This window comes from Mycobacterium paraterrae (assembly GCF_022430545.2).
Classification (GTDB): Bacteria; Actinomycetota; Actinomycetes; order Mycobacteriales; family Mycobacteriaceae; genus Mycobacterium; species Mycobacterium paraterrae.
In genome coordinates, this window is the sequence record NZ_CP092488.2 from 918633 (window position 1) to 940852 (window position 22220).

A 22220-nucleotide genomic window follows, 5' to 3' on the forward strand; every position below is an offset into this window, starting at 1 on the left:
GCCTTCTCGCCTTGACCACGACATTAGCGCCATGCTAAGCAGGTGCTCAGCAAGTTCCGCTTATTTGCCGAATTCAGTCCCGGGCGGCATGGCATCTGGCCGCCCACACACCACGGGTAAAACAGCCTCGGGAGGCGCGTAACACCATGAGCACCTACGACACGATCGACTTCTTCACCGACCCGTCGCTGGTTCCCGACCCGCACCCCTACTTCGATTACCTGCGCAGCCAAAACCCGGTGCACAAACTGCCCCACCACAACGTCGTCGCGGTGACGGGGTGGGAAGAGGCCAACGCGGTCTACAAAGACCCGGAGACCTTCTCTAATTGCGTTGCGCTCGGCGGGCCGTTTCCGCCGCTGCCGTTCGAGGTCGACTGTGAGGATCTCACCGCGCACGTCGAGGCACACCGCAGCCAGTTCCCGATGTTCGAGCACATGGTCACCATGGACCCGCCCGACCACACCAAGGCACGGTCGATCCTGAGCCGGTTGCTCACGCCGAGCCGGCTGAAGGAGAACGAGGAGTTCATGTGGCGGTTGGCCGACCGTCAGCTCGACGAATTCCTGGGCAACGGCGAGTGCGAGTTCATCGCCGAATACTCAAAGCCGTTCGCCACCTTGGTGATCGCGGACCTGCTGGGCGTCCCGGAGGAAGACCACAAGCAGTTCCGAACGGTGCTGGGCGCCGATCGTCCCGGTGCGCGGGTGGGCGCCCTGGACCTCGAATCGGTCGGGGTCAATCCGCTGGAGTGGCTCGACGACAAGTTCTGCTCCTACATCGAGGATCGCCGCAGCTCCCCGCGCGACGACGTGCTGACGTCGTTGGCGACGGCCAAGTATCCCGACGGTTCCACGCCGGAAGTCATCGAGGTAAGCCGTTCGGCGACATTCCTTTTCGCCGCGGGGCAGGAGACCACGGCTAAGTTGCTGTCGGCCGCGCTGCAGGCGATCGGCGATCGGCCCGAAGTTCAGCAGCGCCTTCGCGAGGACCGCAGCCTGATCCCCGCGTTCATCGAGGAGTCGCTGCGGATGGAGAGCCCGGTCAAGAGCGACTCGCGGCTCGCCTTGCGGTCGGCCACCATCGGCGGTGTCGACATCCCGGTCGGCACCATCGTGATGATCCTTCCCGGTGCGGCCAACCGCGACCCGCGGCGATTCGAGGACCCACACGAATTCCGGATCGACCGCAAAAACGTCCGCGAGCACATGGCGTTCGCCCGCGGCGTGCACTCCTGCCCGGGCGCACCGCTGGCGCGTGTCGAAGGCCGCGTCTCGATCGAGCGCATCCTCGACCGGATGTCCGACATCTCCATCAGCGAGACACAGCATGGCCCAATCGACCAGCGCCGCTACACCTTCGAGCCGACCTACATCCTGCGGGGCCTGTCGGATTTGCACCTGACGTTCACGCCGCGGCCCGCACTGGCGCCGGTGGGCTGATCGCAAAATTTGGTTCCACTACCCGGTGAACACGGGTAGGCGGGCCCAGCCGCGAACACTGGCGGTGTGTGCCCGTTCGGCGTTGGCGTAGTCGACATCCCAGTCGGGCCACCGGGTGAGCACCTCTTCGAAGGCCACCCTGGCTTCCAGTCGGGCCAGCGCCGAACCCAGGCAGAAATGCAGGCCCTGCCCGAAACTCAGGTGGCTGCCGCGCCGGTGGATGTCGAATCGGTCGGCATCGGGAAACTGAGACTCGTCACGATTCGCAGAGGCGTTGAGCAGCAACATGAATGACCCCTCCGGAATCGTGCGGTCGTAGAGCTCCGCGTCGTGCGCGACGTAGCGGGCCTGCACCGGCGACGGCGGCTCGTAGCGCAACGACTCCTCGATGGCGCCGGGTATCAGCGACCGGTCGGCCACCAGCTCTCGGCGTTGGTCGGGGTGGTCGGACAGCAGTTGCGCCATGAAGCCGATCAATCGAGTCGTGGTCTCGTTGCCGGCGCCGGCGATCATCGCGGTGTAGGAGAGCACCTCGGTGCGCGACAGGGGCCGACGGGTGCCGTCGGCCTCCTCGATCTCCGCGGCGAGTAGTTCGGTCATCAGGTCGTCGGAGGGATGCTCGGCACGGTATTCAATGAATTCGGCGAACATCGTAATGGTGTCTTCGAAAATCTTCTGGCTCACCGCCTCTGGTCCCGCGCCCTTGGTGACGTCGATGAACGCGCCGTTGCGATCCCGGATGGCGGCTTGGTGCTCTTCCGGAATGCCCAACAGGTAACCGATCGTCCGCATCGGGAGCACCGCGCCGAGGTCGGCGATGAAATCGAATCCCTGGGAGCCGACCAGGGGATCCAGCTCACCGATGCAGAAGTCACGGACGAGGGACTCGACGGCGAGCATTCGCCGCGGGGTGAATACCTTCGACAGCAACTTGCGATGCAGGTCGTGTAGCGGCGGGTCTTCGAACAGCAGAATGCCCGGCGGCACTTCGATGTTGTTGAACAAGATGTCGGCCGTGGTGCCTCGACCGCTGCGATACGTCTGCCAGTTGTGCAGCTCGCGGGCCACGTCGTGATAGCGGCTCAGCGCGAAGAAGTTGTACTTCTCGTTGTAATACAGCGGTGCTTCTTCGCGCATCCGCTTCCACACCGGATAGGGATCGTCGTCGATATCGGGATCGTAGGGGTCGTAATACAATTCGACGGTTTCGGTGTCTGGCATGTGCTGTCGGGACCCTTCAATCGTTGCGGTGCAGGAAGCCGTGCAGGATCGCCTGCACGAGCTCGTCGATAATCACTTCTCGCGACGGCGGCGTGACGCCGAAGTAGGTCGATCGCAGCGCCGCCATGCCGGCGATCATCGCGACCGTGGAGTGCGCCGGCAGGTCGGGGTGATCCGACTGCAGCCCGCGAATATTCATGCCCTCGGCGCTGATTCGGCCCAGCACCTGCAGCGCCCGCTTGACGTCGTCGATCCCCGCCTCGGCCAACTCCTCGTCGCTCAGCGCCTCGGCGGCCATCAGGGTCAGCAGCAGACCCCGATGTTCGACGAACAGGTCGTAGAGCTGACCGACGAAGTGGCCGGCAAGCTCCTCCTCGACGGCCTCGGCGTGGTTGACCGACTGCCAGGTGCTACCGAACTCATCGATGAAGCTGGTGAAAGGCAGCACCAGCGCCTCCCGGAACAGTGCGGCCTTGCTGCCGAAATTCCGGAACAGCAGGTGCTCGGTAACGCCTGCCGCCAAAGCGATTTCGCGGGTGGTGGTGCTGCGATAGTCCTGGCGGCCGAACAGCTCGCGAGCAGCATCGAGCAAGAGCCGACGCGGCTCGCCACGCTGCCGTCGTAGGGGCGCGGCGGCGGTGCGCGGTTTGGCAGCTGATCGCTGAGACACGAATTGAGGATAGTATGTGCTATCCAATTAGGATAGTATTCACTACCTAAAGAGCCGATGAAGTCTCGAAAAGGATGGTCCACGTGGGCGCTCTGATCATGCTGGGCACGTTGTTCGGATTGGTGGTGCTGATCTTCGGCCTGGTGCTGCGGTTCGACCCGGAAGCTCGCCGATGAGTGACCAGATGACTCCGGCCATTCAGGTGGGCAGCGCCTTCGCTCTCGTCGGCGGCGTCTCGTTCACCGCATTGGCCGTGTACTTGAGTGTTCGACAACGCCGCATGCATCCCCTTCTCCTGCTGTGTATTTCGGCGATGTCATTTTCGTGGATCGAGGCGCCCTACGACTGGGCGATGTATGCGCAGTTCCCCGCCGCCCTCCCCCGGATGCCGTCGTGGTGGCCGCTCAACATGACCTGGGGCGGACTCCCACTGTTCGTCCCGATCGGCTACATCTCGTACTTCGTGCTACCGGCCTTCACGGCCACCGCGCTCGGCCGATGGCTGATCAAGCGTTTCGGGTGGCGCCGGCCCCAGACGTTGCTGACTGTCGGCCTGCTCGTCGGTTTTACCTGGGCACTGTTGTTCAACGGCTTCCTCGGCGCCAAACTCGGTGTCTTCTACTACGGCCGGGTCATTCCGGGTCTGGCTATCCGCGAGGGGACCATTCACCAGTACCCGCTGTACGACGCGCTGGCCATGGCCATCCAGATGATGGTCTTCACCTACCTGCTGGGGCGAACCGACGGCGACGGACGCAACGTCCTTGAGATGTGGGCGGCCAAGCGGTCGAAGACCCCGCTGCAGGCGGCGACGCTGTCCGTCGTCGCAGTCATCTTGGTCGGAAACCTGCTCTACGGCGCCGTTTTCGCGCCTCATCTGATCACCAAGCTGGGCGGCTGGGTGAGCGTTGAGCCTCCAGGCCAGCTATTCCCCGGCATCCCGAATCAGCCGAAGTAGGCAGCGTCATCAAGGCAAGGAGAAATACCCATGACACATCAGCATCGCGTCGTCGTCTGGGCCACCGGCGGCATCGGATCGATCGCCATTCGCGCCATCCAGCGCCGGCCCGACCTCGAACTCGTTGGCGTGTGGGTGCATTCGCCCGAGAAGGTCGGCAAGGACGCCGGCGAACTTGCCAACGGTGAACCGATCGGCCTCGCCGCGACCGACGATGCCGACGCGTTGATGGCCCTGAAGCCCGACTGCGTCATCTACGCCGCGAGCGGCCCGGAGCGCGACGCCCTGGCCATCCCGGACTACGTAAAACTACTCGAAGCGGGCCTCAACGTGGTCACGACCAGCACCACCCGACTGGTCAATCCACACCTGTACGAGCCGGCGGAATGGCGCGATCAACTCGCCGCGGCGGCCAAGCAGGGTCAGGCATCGCTGTACGCCTCGGGCATCGAACCCGGCTTCGCCGCCGATTACCTGCCGCTGGTGCTGTCAACCCAGTCGTCGCAGATCGAGAAGATCCATGCTTTCGAGATCGGGTTGTACGACGACTACGGCGTGCCCGACATCATGATCAACGGACTGGGCTTCGGCCAACCGTTGGACTATCAGCCGTGGATCAGCTACCCCGGCGCCATCGCGGGCGAATGGCAGGGTCAGATCCGGCTGGTCGCCGACGCACTCGGGGTCGAATTGCAAGAAGTGCGTGAGGGTTTCGACCGCGCCGCGACCGACCGAACGCTGGACGTCGCCATGGGGACCGTCGAGGCCGGGACGTGTGGGGCCATCCGCATGCAGGCGATCGGCGTGGTCGACGACCGTGAAGCGATCGTCATCGAGCACGTCACCCGGTTGGCCCACGACGTTGCGCCGGATTGGCCGACCGGCATCGGCGACCTGTCCTACCGCGTGAAGATCACTGGCGATCCGGACATCGACTGCACGCTCGCGGCGACACTGCGCGACCCGCAGCGGGCCGGGATCGCGGGGATGACGTCCGGCGCGGGCGCGATGGTGGCGACCGCAATGCGGGTGGTCAACGCCGTACCGTATGTCGTTGCCGCAGAACCGGGTTTGCTCAGTTCGGTGGATTTGCCGCTGACGATCCCGCGCAATGCCTTCGTAACGCGGTGACTCAGGTGTCGGCGCGGGTCCAGAACGCGTGGCCTTCTTGCGCGATGCAAATCAGGAACAGACCGTCGGGCGCCTGCGCGACATAGTTCATGAACGTGTGGCAGTCGGTGTTTTCTTCCTTGATGCCGGCCATCGGCGGTGAGCGGAACCAGCGCGGCTGGTACCGGCGGGGCGAACCGCAGAACATCAGTCGCCCGGGCTGGGTGGCGGGGGCGTAACTTCCGGAGACACCGAAGGCGTAGTAGGTGGTGTTCTCGCACGGGGCGCCCAGCACCATGTTTGGGGCGATGCCGGGCGTACAGGCCGGGTAGTCGCAGACGGTCGGCCCGGCTGCGGCCGTCGGCGGCACGAGTGCGCCGATTCCCATCAGCGCAGCGACCACTGCCACGACGTACCGCACCAGGACATTTTGGCACGGGCGATACGAAAATTCTCTTCTTCGGATAACTGAATTCACGGTTCCGCCGACGGCGTTCTCGCGCGCTCTCTGCGCACCGGGCCTGCAGCTTTGGGTGATAGCGTGGTTCTCCGTGTGCAGCCCGGAACGAGCCCGAGACCAGTGACGGACTCCGACCGCGACCCCTCCAGCACGCAAGCCCCGGACCCGCTCGCGGAAGCAGAAGACGAGCTGGCTCGCGCCGAGGAGCGTGCCGCGGCGGCCCGCGCCCGGGCCGCCGAACTCCGCCGCGAAGCCGAAGCCGAGGCCGAATCCGGTGACGAGCCGACGGAGACTGACGACGACGAGGCACTCACGCCGGCACGTTGGCGACGGCGACCGCGATGGTCGCGGAAATTTCACCGGCCGTCGTGGAAAGCCACGGGCGTCGGCTTCGCGATCACGCTCGTGCTGGCCTCGCTGGCGGGCAGCGCTGTCATCGAGTGGCAGCACCGCGAGCTGATGCAACGCCAGCAGCGCGCGGTGGAGTACGCCACGGCGGCACGCGACGAAGTCACCGAGCTGATGACGATCGATCCATCGCGCGCGGCGGAGAACCTGCAACGCACCATCGACGACTCCACCGGCGCGCTGAAGAGCCAACTCCAGGCGACGTCGGGCTACATGGTCAAGAATGCCCAAGATGCCCAGATCACCACGAAGGCCACTGTGACTGACGTCGCGGTCGAGTCGATGACCGGCAATTCCGCGGTCGTCCTGGTGGTGGCGAAGTCCGACACCGTCAACGCCGACAAATCTCAACGGCCGTCGGTGTTTTGGCGAATCAGTGTCAACATCGAGAGGGACGGGGATCGGCTCAAAATGTCGAAACTCGACTTTGTCCAATGAGTTCCGAATCTTCGTCGCTCGACGACGACACCGTCGCGGAAGAGTCGGACGCGCAGGAAACCGCCGCCGAATCCGGCATCGATTCATCGCCAGAGACCACCGGCGTGATCGACCGCGCGGTCACCAGCGTGCTGGTGCACTGGCGACCGGTTCTCCTGACGGCATCGGTCGTTGTCGCAGTGGGACTCGTCGTCACCCTGTTCTTCACCCGTTACCTGCCCGACCGAAAGATCGACGAGGCCGCAGCGCAGCGTGCAATACAGGCCGCCTCGGACGGTGCCGTTGCGGCGCTGTCATATTCGAGCGACAGCATGGATCGCGACTTCACCAAGGCGCGGTCGCACCTGACTGGTGATTTCCTGGCTTATTACGACAAGTTCACCAAGGACTTCGTCGTGCCCGCGGTGCAGAAGAAGCAGCTCACACAGACCGCTGCGGTAGTGAGAGCGGCGGTGTCAGAACTGCATCCGGACTCGGCCGTCGTCCTGCTTTTCCTGAACGAGACCACCGTCAGCAAGGACAAACCACAACCGCTGATCACCCCGAGCGGCGTGCGGATCACGCTGACAAAAGTCGGTGGTTCGTGGCTGATTTCCAAATTGGATCCGGTGGTCTGACCAGCACAACCTTCTCGTCCGAAGCCGTGTCGGCCGACACCGTGCGGTGTTAGTCTCATCTGGCGAGAATGCCGCTACCGGTGGCCTCGAGGAGTAGACGATGCGACCACGTGAAACCGCTGTCCTAGCAACGCTGTTGGCTACCACAGCCATCGGTGTTCTGGGTCCCGCATCCACGGCCCGGGCCTACACAAAGGAAGACATCGCGATCAACGGGACCTACCGCGTCACGTCGATCGGTAACTGGGCCAAGATCAACGATCAGTACAACGGGGAGCCGACGACGGTCCAGACCTGGACGCTCAGCTCGACCTGCTCTAGCTATCAAGAATGCGACGGCACGCTGAAAAGCGACGAGGGCTGGTCAACCCATCTCTACCTACGTGATGGCTCCGTCTGGTTAGCAAAACATGAAGTTCCGAACTGGGAACGTTGCCAAGACGGCACCGCGTTCACCGGCAAGCAGACCTTCACTTTTTATCCCGTCGATCCCGACGGTAGCGGTGACCTCAAACTTGGATCACCGGTGATGGCCGGTAAGAACAAGACAACCGGACCGAGTGGCGCCTGCGGGCAGAACCAATGGCTCAACATCGAGATGCCGATGCGCCTGGACAAGATCGGCTGATCGGCCGTCGTCTGGTGGCCGACGCTATGTCGGAAACAGGTCCTGCCACTTCTTCGGCGCCGTCGGTGCTGCCAGGTTTGACTGCTGGAAGTACTTGCCGTCCGAGGTGATGTAGCGACCGGTCCGCGGATCATACGAGGCGACAGCGACTGGCGGAACGGGCTGAATTCCCTTGCCCTCGAACGAACTCGGGGCCGCATGCGAACCGCCACCGTCGATCACGGCCGGCGGCTTCGGTGGCGGTGACGGCCGACGCACGGCAGCCGGCGGCGCCACGTCGAGCGGCGCAATCGACGGGAAATCGCCCGCCTGAGTGGACATGTTGGCTGCCGACGGTGCCGGCGGCGCGGCAGCGCCTAATGTGCCCGGTGGTGGGTTCGTTCCCCGCGGTCCCGGCGGTGCTCCGCGCGGAACGGCGCCCAACGGCAGCGGTGTTCCCTCGACCGGGCCAAAGATCCGTTTGTCGGCGGTCACCCGATCGTCAGGCGGGACGCCCTGCGCCAATAGGTTGGGATCCAGGGGAGACGGGCCAAGCACATGCTGACGCATCGCCAACGGCATGTACGGCTTGTCGCTGTTGCAGATTTCGACAGTGGGCGCGCGCTTACCTGGGTGTCCCATGCACGGGTAGTTGCGAGCGCCCCGTACCGCCAGCGGCGAATCCTGCGGCAATTTGCAATACAAACCGTCCGGGGTGTCGATGTCGCTGAGATCAGCCGGCGATCGCCATTGACTTTGCGGCAGGAAGCCGACCGTGCAGATGGGCGGATCATCGATGGTCAGCGCGAAGTCACCCCGGGCCTGCCCGTCGGGCCAGTTTTGTGGCGCGGCGGTCTGCTCGTAGGCAACCGAAGCCGGTAACAACACCAGCAGCTGCTCAATCGACGGATGGTAGGTGACGCCGATCTGTCCGATCGTGGTCAGGTTGGCAAGCAGCACCGGCAGCGTCGGCTTGATCTGCTGAAAGAGCCGCGACGCCTCGTCCAACGCGCCGGGTCCCTCGTGCAGAATAGTTCGAACCTTGGAGTCGTCGTTGTTCAGCACATCCGAGATCCCGGCGAGGCTGCGTGCCCACGTCCGGATGGAGCCCGTTGTTTGCGCTTGTGCGTTCAACAGCGACTGCGAGTCTTCAGTAAGGGAGCGGGTCCGGTCGACAATGTTGTTGGAGTCAGCCGAGATTCGCGATGTCGACTCGGTCAGCGACCCGAGATCGTAGCCGGCCCCATTGAACGCTCTGAAGGACTCGTCTAGCAGTTGGCCGATCTTATTCTGCGGAAGGCTCTTCACCAAGGCACTCAGCTGGTCGAGCATCGGCCCGACCGCTTGCGGAATCGTGGTGTCGTGCATGGCAATTACCGAGCCATCGTGCAGGTACGGTCCCGAATCGGTGCGCGGTTGCAAATCCACGTACTGCTCGCCCACCGCGGAGACGCTGAGCACATCGGCTTTCAGGTTCGCCGGGATTCGCTGGGAGCTGTCAATCGACAGCGTCGCCTTTGCGCCCTTCGCGGTGAGCGACACACCGGTAACCTTGCCGATCTGCACTCCGCGATAGGTCACGTTGGAGAACCGGTACAGCCCGCCGGTAGCGGGCAGTTCGACCGTCACGGTCATCCGGCCGATACCGAGCAGCATCGGTGCCTGGATGTAGAACAGCACCATGGCGACCACGCCGACGATGCCCACGACGGTGAAGAGCAGCAGCTGGATCCGGATGAAGCGCGTCAGCATCTACCTGCTCCCCTCCGTCGCTGCGGCATTCGGCGCGGGTCCGGGTAGCGGACCGTATCCCGGTGCCGGCGCGGCCGGGCCGGGTAGCGGCGCACTGAATTGGAGATTCGGCTGAGCAGCTCCGGGCGGCGGCGGGGCCTGGGGGCCCGCCGGCGGCACGCCAGCGGGTGCAGGAGCGGTCCCTGGCCTACCGGGCGGCGGCCCGAAGCCCGCGTGCAACGGGTCGCGGGTGTATTGCAGGTACGGCGGATCGCCCGGCGCGGGTATCTGCTGTTCGCCGACTTGCCCCCAATGCGTCCCGAGCATCAGTCCTCGCTTGAGGCGAGGAATCGACAGGTCCAACTGCACGTGCAGGTTGAAGTAGTCGCCGCGCACGGCGCGGTCGACGAAGTTCTGGGTGAACGGGAAGACCGTCAACGCCGCGAGCGCCGAATCGATATCCGGTCCGACGTCGGCGAGTCCCTTGACGGTCGGACCCAGATTGTTCAGATTCCTGACCAAGTCAGCCTGAGTGTCGTTGATCAGGCCCGTGGTTGTGTTGCTGAACTTGCGCAACGCATCCAGCGCCGCCGTCAGCCGCGGCCGCTCCTTGATCAGCACATCAAGTGCGGGTGGAACTTTGCGCAGTGCCTGCGTGATCACGTCGCGCTGAGCCGCGAAGGTGCCGCCGATCTGGTCCAAGGCCCGAATCGACTCGACGATGTTGTCGCGTTGTTCGTCCAACGTCCCTACGAACGTGTCGAAGCGGTTGATCAAGTCGCGGACAGCGCCGCCACGGCCCGCCAGCGCCGCGCTGAAGTTATGGATGATCTCGCCGATCTGCCCGAGTCCTCCACCGTTGACGACGAGCGCCAGCGACGACAGCGTCTGTTCGGTCGAGGGGTAGGTCGATGATCGGCTCAGCGGGATGGTGGCGCCCGGCCGAAGCCGGCCCACGCCGGGCTGTCCGAGCGGTGGATTGAGCTCCAGGTGCATGGAGCCCAACAGGCTCGTCTGGCCGACGCTGGCTTCGACGTTGGCCGGGATGACCAGGTCGTGCTTGACCGAGATCTCGACGTCGGCATGCCAGTCTTTCACCGTCATCGGGCCGACACTGCCGACTACGACGTCACCGACCAATACCGGCGAATTCGATTCCATGGTAATGACATTCGACAGTTCAACGTGATAGATATCTGCGTCCGGCCCACGTCCCACGGCTCCGGGTAGTGGCAGCGAGTTGAGACCGTGGAAAGCGCACCCGGTACTCATCAGCATCACGCAGCATCCGATGGCGGCCACGCGCCGCACGACACGTCGAGTGGGGGTCATGGGTGCCCCGCTTCGGCCGGCAGAAGCATGCCGGGCAGGCTCGGCGGCGGCGGCACCGGTGTGGACGGCGGTGGGGGTTCGGGCATCGCGGCGCCTGGTATCCGTGGCAGCGGTACCGACGGCGCAGGTCCGGGCACCACCGAGTCACCGTTCAGACCGGTGTACGCCGATATCGCGGGCAGGGTTTCGGGCGGTCCGGGCTTGGGGCCCGCGCCGCCTGGTGCCAGCCGGTCTTCGGTGTACTCGACGTTTGCCGGGTCAATCCCCTTCTGAATGAACGGGTTGATCGGGATCGGCAGGCTGTTGAAGTTCAGCACCCGCAGCCCGGGCCCGAGGAATAGCGCACACAGCTTGCCTGATTCGGTGGCGGTGACGTTTTCGATCGCCTGCACCTGCGCACACCCGGGGATGGGAATCGGGGCTATCAATCCCGACGCGACCGGATTGGCGAAGTCCATGATCCCGAACCCGCCCACGATCGTTCCGGTATCGGCGTTGTAGTCGTTGAAGAAGTTGCTCAGCGCGGTTGGTGCGCCGTGGAGAATGTTCTCCAGCGCCATGTGCTGATCCACCAGGGGCTGAATTGCCTTGCCGAGCCGATCGATCTGCTCGCTCGTCTCGTCGCGCGTTCCGGCAATGAAGCGCTGCACCTCGCCCACCGCGCTCGAGAGGTCGTTCAGCGCCGCATCCAGATCCGACTTGTTGTCATCCACGACGCTGGTGAGCGTCGCCAGCCGATTGTTGAATTGCACCATCTGAATGTTGCTGTCGCGCAGCGCGGTAACAAACGTCTGCAGGTTCTTGATGATGTCGACGATGTTGCCGCTGCCGTTCGCAATGGTCCGTGCCACCCCGGACAGTTGGGCCAGTGTCTGACGCAGCTTGTCACCGTTGTCACCGGACAGCGCGTTGGCGGCGCTGTCGATGAAACGAGATACCGCAGGTGTCGTCACCTTGGCGTTCGGGCCCAAATCCGTTGCCAATCGCATCAATTGCGACTTGACCTCGTCCCACTCCACCGGAATCGCCGTCCGGTCGACCGGGATCACCGCGCCATCGGCCATCACCGGGCCGCTGCTGCGATACGACGGAGTGAGTTCGACATAGCGGGCGGCAACCAGGTTCTGGGTGACGATCACCGCTTTCGCGTCCGCGGGGATGGGCACGTCGTGGTCGACGTGCAACGTCATCTTTGCCTTTGTACCCTGCGGTTCAATGGATTTGATCGTGCCGACTTTGACGCCGGAAACTCGCACCTGGTCGCCGGGATAGATCGCGGTGGCCGACGTGAAGTACGCGGTGATCGTCTTCGGGCCGAAGAAGATCTGCCGGACGACGAAGGCCGCCCCACCCAGAAGCAGTATCGCGAGTACGACCCCCGCGACCGCGGTGAGCCGGTTGCGCGGGATACCAGGGCTCATTGCCCACCCCCGATCCGACCACCCAGGGTACAACCAGGGCACTCCGGAGCTCCGTTGTACAACTGCGGAACCAACGACCGCGGTACCGGTGACGGGAAACCCGGGCCCTTGCTGGTGTCAAATGTCCGAAATCCCCACAGGTAGTCGAGGAAGGGTTGGAAGATTTGTGGCACAAGGAAGTTCGGAACGAAAGCGGAGTAGGCGTACATGCTGGAGATGGCTTCGCCAACAGTGATTTCGAACTTGGCGAGGCCGGGTAACGCCTTCTCGAAGTTGTCCCGGTTCTTTTCCAGCACCGCGGTCACCGAGTTCAGCTTCTGCAGCGCCGGCGCCAACTTGCTTTCGTTGTCATGCACCAATCCGGATAGCTGCTTGGACACGTTCGACGTCGCAGCCAGCAGTTGAACGATTTCGTTCCGGCGTCCGGCCAAGACCTGCAGCAGATCGTCAGAATTGAGGATCAGCCTGTTCACCTGTTGGCTGCGCTCGGACAGGATTCCGGTGACGGAACTGGCGCTCTTGAACAAGTCGGCAAGGCTCGTGTTGCGGGCATTGAGGCTTCGCGTCAACCGGGTGACCGCGTCGAAGGTCGGTCCCAGCTGTGGGGTGATCTGGTTGAGCGTGGTCGACAAGGTCTCGAGTGACTGGTTCAACGTCGCAGTGTTTGTCTGGTCCGCGTAGGCCGTAAAGTCACTGACCGCTTCGGTCAGTGAATACGGCGACGAGGTGCGCGAAATCGGAATCACATCGAGCGGATGCATCGTGCCACTGCCGGATGACTCCAAAGTCAGCACGCGTTCGCCCAGCAGGGTGCCGGTGCGAATGTGCGCGCTGGTGTCTTTGCCGAGCGGAACACTGCCCTTCATCATGAAGGTGACCAGCGCGTCGCCGTTGTGCAGCGAAACATCCGACACCGTCCCGACTTTGATCCCGGAGACAGTTACCGCGTTGCCGACGGCGAGGCCGCCCGCTTCGGAGAAAATCGCCTGGTAACGAACGTCGGTGGCCAACGACAGAATGCGGTCGGGTGACAACCCCACCAGGATCACCATCGCGATCAGGACGGAGCCGATGAATCCGGCCTTGATCAACGCGGCGCCGCGGTACTTCAGCATCAGTGCCCCTCCGGATCCGGTTCTTCACACCGCTGCGCATCGGACCGGAACCAGGGTGCGATGACCGTCTTGCCCTGAAGGTCGGTGCCCCGAAGCGTGATCTGGCACAAGAAGTACGGGATGGTGGCGCCGAAAACGCCGAGCCGGACCAGCTTTCGATAGTTCCTGGGTGCCTTCTGGAACGCGGCGTCGAGGCGGTCCTTGTCGTCGTCCAGGTTCGGCGCCAACCGATGGAGCTGCTCGATGGTGGCGCCCAACGGTTTCCGTGATTTACCCAGCAGGTCCGCCAGCGTGACCGTACCGGTGCTCAGGGCGTCGATGGCAGGACCGAACGTGTCCCGGTCGTTGGCCAATCCGGTGACCAGCTTTTCGAGGCGGTCGATCGCCCCAGAGAACTGGCCGCCATCTTTGTTCAGGGTTTCGGCCACGGTGTTGAGGTTGTCGATCAGGTGCTCGATCGTTTGGTCGTTGTCGGCCAATGTGTTCGTGAACGAGGTCGACTTGTTGAACAGCGACTGCAAGGTACCGCCTTCGCCTTGGAATACTTCCAGGAGCGCCGACGACAACGCATTGACATCCCGTGGATTCAGCCCGTGGATAAGCGGTTTCAGCCCGCCCAGCAGTAGATCGAGGTCGAGCGCCGGAGCCGTGTGACTCAGCGCGATCTGCCCCCCGGCAGGCAGCCGCTTGGTCGATCCCGGACCGTCGACCAATTCGAGGTAACGGTCGCCGACCAGATTGAGGTAGCGAACCGCCGCCTTGGTGCCGTCGGTCAGAGCGACCGACCGGTCGGCGTCGAATTTCACTACGACCTTCTTGTCCGGTTGCAACGAAACGTCGTTGACGGTGCCGACCCGTACACCGGCAACGCGCACCGAGTCCCCGGCCCGTAACCGCGACGCGTCGTTGAACACCGCCGAATAACCGGTGACCGCGCCGGTGCGGTACTGCCCGAAGGTAAAGAACAAGAAGGCGGTCAGCACCGACATCACGACGGCGAAGGCGCCGAACTTGATCAGCGTGGCACGCAGTGAGCCCCTCATCCCTGTTGTCCGACCTGTGCGGGGTTGCGGGGTGGGCCGTCGATTGGCCCATACAGCAACTGCTTGAGGCCGTCGAAGTTGAGCAGCAGTTGCTGGTTTCCATATCCCGCCGGGTTCGCTCCCGTGTCGGCGATGAGGACCTTGGCCGTGCTGTTGAACGGAAGGTGGGGAAGACCCATGCAGTGCGGACCGCCCGTCGCGGCGACCCTGGGCAGGTTGGCCGGATATCGGTAGCGTTCGGTACCCCACGTGAGGCTGGCTGAAATCGCGATGCTTGGTTCCGGCAGCGGCGGTGCCTTCGCGAGAACGGCGTCGCCCTGCATGGCGCAAGTCAGCGCCGGGGCATATTCGTTGAGCAGATCGGTGGTCGGCGCCAGCAGGTGAAAGACGTTCGTCAACGCTTTACGGTTGGCGCCCAGCACGTCGTTACCGACGTTGGCCAAACCGATTGCGCTGATGAGCAACTCGTCGAGGTTGCGTTGCTCGTCGACGATCGACTTGCTGATCTGCACCGAATTGTTGAGCGTCTTCAGCAGATCCGCCGACGCATCGCCGTAGGCGTGGAAGACCGGCGCCGACATCGCGATGTCGTTGCTCAACGCGGGCAGGCTCGGCTGGAACTTCGCCAAGAAGTTGTCGAGGTCGCTGAACGCCTGACCGATCTTCTCCCCCCGGCCGCTGAGCGCCTGCGAGACAGCACCAAGGGTCTCGTTCAGCTTCGCGGGGTCGAGCGTATTCAGCACGGACGTCAGCTGTTTGAACACCGTGTTGGCTTCGACGGTGACGTGTTGGCTGTTGAGCACCTGACCGGCGTGCAGGGCCTGGGCCGAGGGTTCAGCCGGTGGGACCAGCTCGACGAACTTGGCGCCGAACACCGTTGGCGGCGTCAGGTCGACGAGCACATTGGCCGGAATCAAATGCATCTCGGACGGGTACATCGCCAGGTGCAGCACGGCTTGACCGTCGGGCCGCGAGTCGATCGAATCGACCTTGCCGACCTGCACACCATGCATTTTCACCTTGGCGTCCGGGTTCATCACCAGGCCGGCGCGTGACGACAACACGGTCACCGGAACGCTCTGGGTGAAGCTGCCCTGGAACAAGCCCACGGCGACCGCAACAATCGCGGCGAGAACCGCGACGGTCACCAGACCCGTCAGCGCGCGTATCCCGTTGTGGGGCATGGCGTGTGTTCCCTATCCCGAGAGATTGAAGTTTCCGTTTGAGCCGTAGATCGACAGCGACACCAACAGCGTCACCGAGATCACGACGATCAGCGACGTACGCACCGCGTTGCCGGTGGCAACCCCGACACCTTCGGGGCCGCCGGAGGCGAAAAACCCGTAGTAGGTGTGCATGAGAAGAACGGCGAGGGCCATCAACACCGCCTGCATGAACGACCACAACAGGTCGATCGGGTTCAAGAAAGTGTCGAAGTAGTGGTCGTAGAGGCCGCCTGACTGCCCGAACAACACCACCGTGGTGAATTGACTTGCCAGGAACGACAATATGACCGCGATACTGTACAGCGGCGTGATCGTCAGCATGCCCGCCACGATCCTCGTGCTGACCAGATACGAGATCGGCCGAATCGCCATCGACTCCAGCGCGTCGATTTCTTCGCTGATCCGCATGGCGCCCAATTGCGCGGTCACGCCCGCCCCGAAGGTGGCCGCCAAACCGATTCCGGCGACCACCGGCGCGAGGATACGAACGTTGATGAAGGCCGCCAGAAATCCGGTCAACGCCTCGATGCCGATGTTTCCCAGCGAGCTGTAACCCTGCACCGCCAGGGTGCCGCCGGCGGCCAGTGTCAGGAAGCCGATGATCACCACCGTTCCACCGATCATCGCCAACGTGCCCGCGCCCATGCTGATTTCGGCGACCAGTCGAATGATCTCCCGTCGGTAGCGAGTGACCGCGAACGGTATCGCTGCCAACGCCTTGCCGTAGAACACGGCGTGGTCGCCGATCGAGGTGAGGGTGCCGATGGGACGGCGCCACTGACCGAGCACGCGGAACGCACGGGGGTAGGTGGCCCTCAGCGTCTTCAGCACAGTCATGGGTTCTGCCTCAACATCATTGCTTCATGCTGAATCTGATGCCGACGGCGGTGACGACCACGTTGACGACGAACAGCGCCATGAACGCATAGACGACGGTCTCGTTGACGGCGTTACCCACCGCCTTGGCGCCACCCCCGGAGATAGTCAGTCCCCGATAGCACGCCACCAGACCGGCGATGAGGCCGAACAACGACGCCTTGACGCACGAGATGATCACCTCGGGCACCCCGGTCAGCAACGTGATCCCCGCGGCGAACGCGCCAGGATTGACGTCCTGCACGAAGACCGAGAACACGTAGCCGCCAACGATTCCGATAATGACAACCAGGCTGTTGAGCAAGAGTGCAACAAGGCCGGCGGCGAGCATCCGCGGCGTCACCAAGCGCTGAACCGGGTTGATGCCAAGCACTTCCAACGCGTCGATCTCTTCGCGGATGGTGCGTGAACCGAGATCCGCGCACATCGCCGTGGCGCCGGCACCGGCCACGATCAACACCGTTACCAATGGTCCGAGCTGGGTGACGGCGCCGAATGCCGCTCCCGCACCGCTGAGGTCGGCGGCGCCCAGTTCTCGCAGCAGGATGTTCAGGATGAAGCTGACGAGCACCGTGAACGGAATGGCGACCAGCAACGTGGGCGCCAACGACACCCTCGCGACGAACCACGACTGCTCGAGAAATTCACGCCCCTGGAACGGCCGGCGAAACGCGAACTTCACCGCATCGGCGCTCATAGCAAACAGCCCGCCGATCGCTTGCGCCGCACCGGAAATGCCGTTGGGCAAGCTGATCCCGGTAGACCAGCGCTCCGCACCCTTAGTCGCCATCGGACGCCACCGTTTCTCCGTATCGTTCGCGTGATCCCACGCTCTCGAGTAGGACGGGCCGGACGACTCCCACTTTTCGAAGCGTCCGGCGATTATGACCCATGCCGTGTGCGGCGGGAGTGAAAATTGACAACCGGGGGACCTCCGAATTAAGTGACGGCACCGATAGTTTTGAGCTCGATAATGCGGTCCCAGTCCAGCCCGAGCTCTTGCAAGATGTCGTCGGTTTGCTCGGCGAATCCGGGCGCCGGTCCCGAGACCGGAGCGGCCACGTCGAACTGCACCGGGTTGGCGACCAATTCGAGTTCGCCCGCCTGCACCAGATATTCGTTGGCCCGGATTTGAGCGTCGCCGGCGGCCTGCAACGTGTCCTGCACGGGCGCCCACGGGCCGGCGAGGGTGGCGAAGCGCTCGCTCCATTCCGCCAGCGTGCGCGTGGCGATTGCCTTGCTCAATATCTCGACGGCCTCGGCGGTGTTGGCAGCGATCTTCTCGCCGGTGTCGAACCGGGGATCCTCGGCCAGTTCGGGTTGGTCGATGTGCCGGCAGACGTCGGCCCAGAACTTGCCCGCCTGCATCATCACGAAGGAGATGTAGCGGCCGTCCGATGTCGCGTACAGGCCCACCAACGGATTGATCGGTGATCCGTGCACCCCGGGCGGGAAGGCTTCCATGCGCTCGTTCAGGTGCATGGTCAGGGCAACGGTGTGCCCCATCGACCATAACCCGCTGCCCAGCAGCGAGACGTCGACGACAGACGGTTCGCCGGTGCGCTCGCGTTTGAGCAGGGCCGCGGCGATGCCGCCGGCCAGGTTGGTTCCGGAGATGGTGTCGCCGTAGGCCGGTCCGGGAGGACCGACCATGCCCTCGGTGCCGGGCGGGGTGATGGTGGCGGCGGTTCCGGCACGGCACCAGAACGCGGTCATGTCATAGCCACCCTTTTCCGACTCCGCGCCGCGTGGACCTAGGGCGCTGCCTCGGGCGTAGACGATGTTCGGGTTGACCGTACGGATGTCGTCGACGTCGATGCCGAACTTCTTCCGGTGACCGGGAAGGAAGCTGGTGAGGAAAACATCGGAGCGGCGGGCCAGTTCGTAGAGCACCTCTTTGCCCTCAGGCACCGACATGTCCAGGCCGATGCTGCGCTTGCAGCGGTTGGCGTGCTCGATGTTCGGGTTGGGGTCGCCCTCGACGCGCAGCAGACCGGTCTGCCGCAGACCGCGCTGCGGGTCGCCGGTCACCGCGTGCTCAACCTTGACCACGTCGGCGCCCCACTCGGCCAGCACGGCGCCCGCGGACGGGACGAACCCGTACATCGCGACCTCCAGGACGCGGATGCCTTCCAGCGGCCCCGCCATCAGGCCGCGCCCTCGCCGCTACCGGCCGGGACGGCGAAGGTCTTGCGCTCCAGGAATTCCTCCAGACCCGCGACGCCCATCTCGCGGCCGACGCCGGACTGCTTGAAGCCACCGAACGGCGCGTCGGCGCTGAAGTAGTTGCCGCCGTTGATCGAGAACGAGCCGGTGCGGATCCGGCGCGCGACCGACAACGCCCGATCCTGGTCCGCGCTGAACACGGCGCCGGCCAGGCCGTAGATGGAGTTGTTGGCGATCCGCACGGCGTCGTCGTCATCGTCGAAGGCGATGACGACGAGCACCGGTCCGAAGATTTCCTGCTGCGCGATCTCGCTGTCGGGGTCGACGTTGGTGAGCAGTGTGGGCGCATAGAAGTAGCCGGGGTCCAGGCGCTTACCACCGGTGACCAGCGTCGCGCCGTCGGCAATCGCGCGCTGCACCATGTCGTCGACCTTGTCGCGCTGGCGTTCGTTGATCAGCGGCCCCATGTACGTCTTCGGGTCGGCCGGATCCCCGTGCCTGACGTGGGCGAAGTTCTGCGCGATCAACTCGACGATCTCGTCGTGATGAGTCCTGGGCACCAGCAGCCTTGACGTCAACGCGCAACCCTGGCCGGCATGGGTGACCATCGAGAACGCCGCAAAGACGCTGGCGCCGGCGAAGTCGGCGTCGTCGAGCAGGATCGCCGCCGACTTCCCGCCGAGTTCGAGAAAGACCCGCTTGACCGTCTCGCTCGCCGCGGCCATGATCCGGCGCCCGACCGGCGTCGACCCGGTAAAGGTGATGACGTCGACCTGCGGGCTGGTGGTCAGCGCCTCACCGACTGCTGAATCCGACGAGCTGAGCACGTTGACCACGCCCGGCGGGATGTCGGTGTGTTCGGCGATCAGCTCGCCGAGCGCCAGCGTGACAAGCGGGGTGTCCGGCGCCCCCTTGAGGACGACGGTGCACCCCGCCGCGAGTGCCGGAGCCAGCTTGGCCAGTGCCAACTGGTTCGGGTAGTTGTAGGCGATGATCGCGCCCACCACGCCGGCGGCTTCCTTCTCTACCCAGCGCCGGTGGCGTATGCCCCGGGACTCGATCTCTCCGAGCTCTTCGCTCATCGAGTAGTCGCGCAGGACGTCGGCGTAGTAGCGGACGATCTTGATCGGCTCGTCGAGCTGCGCGCCCTGGGTGAGTGCGCGGGTCGCACCGACCTCGGCGATGGTCAGCTCGCGCAGCTCCTCGGCGTGGTCGAGCAGCGCTTGGTGCAGCTGGTCGAGGCAGTGGATCCGGAATTCGGCATCGGTCGACCAGTTGGTGGTATCGAACGCTCGTCGCGCAGCGGCTATCGCCCGCTGCGCTTCGGCGATGCCGGCGTCGGGGGCATGCCCGATGACCTGACCGGTGGCAGGGTTGACCGATGCGAAGACGTGTTCGGCGTTGACGAGCTCACCGTCGATCAGCAGCCGCCGGTTCGGCTCGCTATCCGTCGAGGGCCGAGTGCCCACGGTGGCAATGGCGGCATCCTGCGGTGGCATTTTCGCTCCTCAACACGTGGATAATTGCATTCTCATCCCGGGCGAATCTTACATTCCAACAACGAGAATTCAACCAAACGCAAGAAACGAGACCGCCATACTCGTGCGCGATATGCGCACCCTTGTGTAACGACGTTGCCGCAGGCAGAAGCAGGTTTCTGAGCCGTCTTGCGAGTGGCAACAATGCGAGAGTAAGGTTCTCGCATTCGGAAGGGAGATTCTTTGTGTGCCATACGGTCCCTGCCCCGGTGACCCGATGAGGACGGCTGTCGTCACCGGCGGCGGCTCCGGAATCGGCCTGGCCGTGGCCGAGCGTCTCCGCAAGGACGGCTACCGAGTCGCGACCCTAGACCTCACACCGTCGGACACCGAACTCGCGTTCACCGCGGATGTCACCGACCGCGGACAGATCGACGCCGCGCTGGCCGGCATCCGCGACGCGGTCGGACCGATCACGGTGCTGGTCAACGCCGCCGGACTCGACGGGTTCAAGCGCTTCGCCCACATCGAGTTCGCGGACTGGCAGCGCGTGATCGACGTCAACCTCAACGGCGTCTTCCACATGATCCAGGCCGTGCTGCCGGACATGCTCGACGCCGGTTGGGGTCGCATCGTCAACATCTCCTCCTCCAGCACGCATTCCGGCGCGCCCTTCATGACGCACTACGTCGCGGCCAAATCGGCCGTCAACGGCCTGACCAAGGCGCTGGCGCTGGAATATGGGCCGAACGGCATCACCGTCAACGCGGTGCCGCCGGGCTTCATCGACACCCCGATGCTGCGCAGCGCCGAGCGACGCGGCAACCTCGGCGACATCGAAAAGACCATCGCCGCAACGCCGGTGCGCCGCATCGGCAAGCCCGAGGACATCGCCGCTGCGTGTGCCTTCTTGATCTCCGAGGAGGCCGGCTACATCACCGGTCAGATCCTGGGCGTCAACGGCGGCCGAAACACTTAGTGGTCCAACGATTTTCAGTTGTGTATCCAAGAGGAGAAGTTGTGGGAGAAACGCAGGGCCGGGTAGCGGGCAAAGTCGCGTTCGTGACGGGCGCGGGTCGGGGTCAAGGCCGTTGTCACGCAGTCCGGCTGGCCGAAGAGGGCGCCGACATCATCGCGGTCGATATCTGCCACGACATCGACACCATCGGTTATCCGATGGCCGGCCCCGAGGATCTCGACGAGACCGCCCGGCTGATCGAAAAGACCGGCCAACGAGTCGTGACCGCGCAGGCCGACGTGCGCGATACCGCGGCGCTGCAGACGGCACTCGAGCGCGGGCTCGCCGACTTCGCCAAGCTGGACATCGTCGTGACCGCGGCCGGTGTGGCCGGCATGAAGGGTCAGCCCCCGTTGCAGGCCTGGACGGACGTGATCAACACCAACTTGATCGGCACGATCAACACCATCCAGGTGGCATTGCCCCACCTCCGCGAGGGCGCATCGATCGTGGCGACCGGTTCGACCGCGGCACTGATGGACACCTCGAAGAAGGACAATCCGGGCAAAGACCCGGGCGGCATGGCCTACGTGCACTCCAAGCGCGCGCTGTCGAGCTACGTCCACGACCTCGCGACAGAGCTCTCGGCGTTCGGCATCCGCGCCAACGTCGTGCATCCGACCAACACGAATACGCCCATGCTGCAAAGCGAGCCGATGTACCGCTCGTTCCGGCCTGATCTCGAGAACCCGACTCGTGCCGACGCCGAACCGGTCTTCGGGGTGCAGCAGGCGATGAAAATTCCGTTCGTCGAGCCGGAGGACATCAGCAATGCCGTGCTGTGGCTGGCCTCCGACGAGGCCAGGTATGTGACTGGTTTGCAGCTGCGGGTAGATGCCGGCGGCTACCTCAAGTGGTACGACTACCGTGCGTAAGGAAATCC

Annotated in this window: 21 protein-coding genes; 8 read left to right on the top strand and 13 right to left on the bottom strand. The window is 64.1% G+C overall.

The features are described 5' to 3' along the window. The first annotated feature begins 146 nt into the window (after nucleotides 1-146). Nucleotides 147-1442, top strand: coding sequence for a cytochrome P450 (locus MKK62_RS04250; RefSeq protein ID WP_240262237.1), 1296 nt, complete (start codon nucleotides 147-149; stop codon nucleotides 1440-1442). A gap of 18 nt (nucleotides 1443-1460) precedes the next feature. Here the strand turns inward: MKK62_RS04250 and MKK62_RS04255 are convergent, their stop codons facing one another. Together MKK62_RS04255 and MKK62_RS04260 are read right to left on the bottom strand one after the other, a co-directional pair. After that, nucleotides 1461-2663 (bottom strand): cytochrome P450, encoded by a 1203-nt coding sequence (locus tag MKK62_RS04255; RefSeq protein ID WP_240262236.1) that lies wholly within the window; start codon nucleotides 2661-2663, stop codon nucleotides 1461-1463. A gap of 16 nt (nucleotides 2664-2679) precedes the next feature. Continuing rightward, nucleotides 2680-3333 carry a TetR/AcrR family transcriptional regulator gene (locus MKK62_RS04260; protein WP_240262235.1) on the bottom strand — a complete coding sequence of 218 codons (654 nt, stop codon included), beginning with the start codon at nucleotides 3331-3333 and terminating at the stop codon, nucleotides 2680-2682. Between the two features lie 172 nt (nucleotides 3334-3505). On the opposite strand from MKK62_RS04260, the gene MKK62_RS04265 reads away from it, so the two are divergent. Together MKK62_RS04265 and MKK62_RS04270 are read left to right on the top strand one after the other, a co-directional pair. After that, nucleotides 3506-4291: a spirocyclase AveC family protein gene (locus MKK62_RS04265; protein ID WP_240262234.1), complete on the top strand. Its 786-nt coding sequence runs from the start codon at nucleotides 3506-3508 to the stop codon at nucleotides 4289-4291. Nucleotides 4292-4321: 30 nt separating this feature from the next. Then, the gene (locus MKK62_RS04270; RefSeq protein ID WP_240262232.1) at nucleotides 4322-5422 is read left to right on the top strand and encodes an NAD(P)H-dependent amine dehydrogenase family protein; all 1101 of its coding nucleotides are present in this window, start codon (nucleotides 4322-4324) and stop codon (nucleotides 5420-5422) included. A 1-nt stretch (nucleotide 5423) separates the two neighbouring features. On the opposite strand, the gene MKK62_RS04275 is transcribed toward MKK62_RS04270, so the two are convergent. Beyond that, on the bottom strand, nucleotides 5424-5789 hold the full coding sequence (locus MKK62_RS04275; protein WP_240263830.1) for a hypothetical protein: 366 nt from the start codon (nucleotides 5787-5789) through the stop codon (nucleotides 5424-5426). Between the two features lie 192 nt (nucleotides 5790-5981). On the opposite strand from MKK62_RS04275, the gene MKK62_RS04280 reads away from it, so the two are divergent. The 3 genes from MKK62_RS04280 to MKK62_RS04290 all read left to right on the top strand — a co-directional run bounded on the left by MKK62_RS04280 (nucleotide 5982) and on the right by MKK62_RS04290 (nucleotide 7952). After that, the gene (locus MKK62_RS04280) at nucleotides 5982-6707 is read left to right on the top strand and encodes an Rv1363c family protein (protein WP_240262230.1); all 726 of its coding nucleotides are present in this window, start codon (nucleotides 5982-5984) and stop codon (nucleotides 6705-6707) included. Further along, the gene (locus MKK62_RS04285) at nucleotides 6704-7324 is read left to right on the top strand and encodes an Rv1363c family protein (RefSeq protein ID WP_240262228.1); all 621 of its coding nucleotides are present in this window, start codon (nucleotides 6704-6706) and stop codon (nucleotides 7322-7324) included. Before MKK62_RS04280 ends, MKK62_RS04285 begins: the two co-directional genes overlap by 4 nt. 100 nt (nucleotides 7325-7424) lie before the next feature. Further along, nucleotides 7425-7952, top strand: coding sequence for an Rv2253/PknI dimerization domain-containing protein (locus MKK62_RS04290; protein ID WP_240262227.1), 528 nt, complete (start codon nucleotides 7425-7427; stop codon nucleotides 7950-7952). 24 nt (nucleotides 7953-7976) lie between these two features. On the opposite strand, the gene MKK62_RS04295 is transcribed toward MKK62_RS04290, so the two are convergent. From MKK62_RS04295 to MKK62_RS04340, 10 genes are all read right to left on the bottom strand, one after another. Continuing rightward, nucleotides 7977-9683 (bottom strand): MCE family protein, encoded by a 1707-nt coding sequence (locus MKK62_RS04295; RefSeq protein ID WP_240262225.1) that lies wholly within the window; start codon nucleotides 9681-9683, stop codon nucleotides 7977-7979. Next, nucleotides 9684-10994 carry an MCE family protein gene (locus MKK62_RS04300; RefSeq protein WP_240262223.1) on the bottom strand — a complete coding sequence of 437 codons (1311 nt, stop codon included), beginning with the start codon at nucleotides 10992-10994 and terminating at the stop codon, nucleotides 9684-9686. Further along, on the bottom strand, nucleotides 10991-12415 hold the full coding sequence (locus MKK62_RS04305; RefSeq protein ID WP_240262222.1) for an MCE family protein: 1425 nt from the start codon (nucleotides 12413-12415) through the stop codon (nucleotides 10991-10993). The genes MKK62_RS04300 and MKK62_RS04305 overlap by 4 nt, the downstream gene beginning before the upstream one ends. Next, entirely contained in the window at nucleotides 12412-13530 is a 1119-nt protein-coding gene (locus tag MKK62_RS04310; protein ID WP_240262221.1) for an MCE family protein, read from the bottom strand. The genes MKK62_RS04305 and MKK62_RS04310 overlap by 4 nt, the downstream gene beginning before the upstream one ends. Then, entirely contained in the window at nucleotides 13530-14573 is a 1044-nt protein-coding gene (locus MKK62_RS04315) for an MCE family protein (RefSeq protein ID WP_240262220.1), read from the bottom strand. The genes MKK62_RS04310 and MKK62_RS04315 overlap by 1 nt, the downstream gene beginning before the upstream one ends. Continuing rightward, entirely contained in the window at nucleotides 14570-15757 is a 1188-nt protein-coding gene (locus MKK62_RS04320; RefSeq protein ID WP_240262218.1) for an MCE family protein, read from the bottom strand. The genes MKK62_RS04315 and MKK62_RS04320 overlap by 4 nt, the downstream gene beginning before the upstream one ends. A 12-nt stretch (nucleotides 15758-15769) precedes the next feature. Then, on the bottom strand, nucleotides 15770-16636 hold the full coding sequence (locus MKK62_RS04325) for an MlaE family ABC transporter permease (protein ID WP_240262217.1): 867 nt from the start codon (nucleotides 16634-16636) through the stop codon (nucleotides 15770-15772). Nucleotides 16637-16652: 16 nt separating this feature from the next. Then, nucleotides 16653-17465, bottom strand: coding sequence for an MlaE family ABC transporter permease (locus MKK62_RS04330; protein WP_240262216.1), 813 nt, complete (start codon nucleotides 17463-17465; stop codon nucleotides 16653-16655). 149 nt (nucleotides 17466-17614) lie between these two features. After that, entirely contained in the window at nucleotides 17615-18823 is a 1209-nt protein-coding gene (locus MKK62_RS04335) for a CaiB/BaiF CoA transferase family protein (RefSeq protein ID WP_240262214.1), read from the bottom strand. After that, nucleotides 18823-20340, bottom strand: coding sequence for an aldehyde dehydrogenase family protein (locus tag MKK62_RS04340; protein WP_240262213.1), 1518 nt, complete (start codon nucleotides 20338-20340; stop codon nucleotides 18823-18825). The genes MKK62_RS04335 and MKK62_RS04340 overlap by 1 nt, the downstream gene beginning before the upstream one ends. Before the next feature lie 256 nt (nucleotides 20341-20596). Here MKK62_RS04340 and MKK62_RS04345 point away from each other — a divergent pair, with 256 nt between their 5' ends. Both MKK62_RS04345 and MKK62_RS04350 read left to right on the top strand, forming a co-directional pair. Further along, nucleotides 20597-21298, top strand: a complete 702-nt coding sequence (locus MKK62_RS04345) for an SDR family NAD(P)-dependent oxidoreductase (RefSeq protein ID WP_240262212.1) — start codon at nucleotides 20597-20599, stop codon at nucleotides 21296-21298. A 41-nt stretch (nucleotides 21299-21339) separates the two neighbouring features. Continuing rightward, nucleotides 21340-22212 (top strand): mycofactocin-coupled SDR family oxidoreductase, encoded by an 873-nt coding sequence (locus MKK62_RS04350; protein ID WP_240262211.1) that lies wholly within the window; start codon nucleotides 21340-21342, stop codon nucleotides 22210-22212. Nucleotides 22213-22220 lie beyond the last annotated feature (8 nt).

Coding starts and splice junctions, on each gene's coding strand:
- MKK62_RS04330 (WP_240262216.1), bottom strand. CDS start 17,465: ATGGCGACTAAGGGTGCGGAGCGCTGGTCTACCGGGATCAGCTTGCCC.
- MKK62_RS04340 (WP_240262213.1), bottom strand. CDS start 20,340: ATGCCACCGCAGGATGCCGCCATTGCCACCGTGGGCACTCGGCCCTCG.
- MKK62_RS04325 (WP_240262217.1), bottom strand. CDS start 16,636: ATGACTGTGCTGAAGACGCTGAGGGCCACCTACCCCCGTGCGTTCCGC.
- MKK62_RS04320 (WP_240262218.1), bottom strand. CDS start 15,757: ATGCCCCACAACGGGATACGCGCGCTGACGGGTCTGGTGACCGTCGCG.
- MKK62_RS04270 (WP_240262232.1), top strand. CDS start 4,322: ATGACACATCAGCATCGCGTCGTCGTCTGGGCCACCGGCGGCATCGGA.
- MKK62_RS04295 (WP_240262225.1), bottom strand. CDS start 9,683: ATGCTGACGCGCTTCATCCGGATCCAGCTGCTGCTCTTCACCGTCGTG.
- MKK62_RS04285 (WP_240262228.1), top strand. CDS start 6,704: ATGAGTTCCGAATCTTCGTCGCTCGACGACGACACCGTCGCGGAAGAG.
- MKK62_RS04275 (WP_240263830.1), bottom strand. CDS start 5,789: ATGGGAATCGGCGCACTCGTGCCGCCGACGGCCGCAGCCGGGCCGACC.
- MKK62_RS04345 (WP_240262212.1), top strand. CDS start 20,597: ATGAGGACGGCTGTCGTCACCGGCGGCGGCTCCGGAATCGGCCTGGCC.
- MKK62_RS04315 (WP_240262220.1), bottom strand. CDS start 14,573: ATGAGGGGCTCACTGCGTGCCACGCTGATCAAGTTCGGCGCCTTCGCC.
- MKK62_RS04290 (WP_240262227.1), top strand. CDS start 7,425: ATGCGACCACGTGAAACCGCTGTCCTAGCAACGCTGTTGGCTACCACA.
- MKK62_RS04305 (WP_240262222.1), bottom strand. CDS start 12,415: ATGAGCCCTGGTATCCCGCGCAACCGGCTCACCGCGGTCGCGGGGGTC.
- MKK62_RS04250 (WP_240262237.1), top strand. CDS start 147: ATGAGCACCTACGACACGATCGACTTCTTCACCGACCCGTCGCTGGTT.
- MKK62_RS04300 (WP_240262223.1), bottom strand. CDS start 10,994: ATGACCCCCACTCGACGTGTCGTGCGGCGCGTGGCCGCCATCGGATGC.
- MKK62_RS04310 (WP_240262221.1), bottom strand. CDS start 13,530: ATGCTGAAGTACCGCGGCGCCGCGTTGATCAAGGCCGGATTCATCGGC.
- MKK62_RS04255 (WP_240262236.1), bottom strand. CDS start 2,663: ATGCCAGACACCGAAACCGTCGAATTGTATTACGACCCCTACGATCCC.
- MKK62_RS04335 (WP_240262214.1), bottom strand. CDS start 18,823: ATGGCGGGGCCGCTGGAAGGCATCCGCGTCCTGGAGGTCGCGATGTAC.
- MKK62_RS04265 (WP_240262234.1), top strand. CDS start 3,506: ATGAGTGACCAGATGACTCCGGCCATTCAGGTGGGCAGCGCCTTCGCT.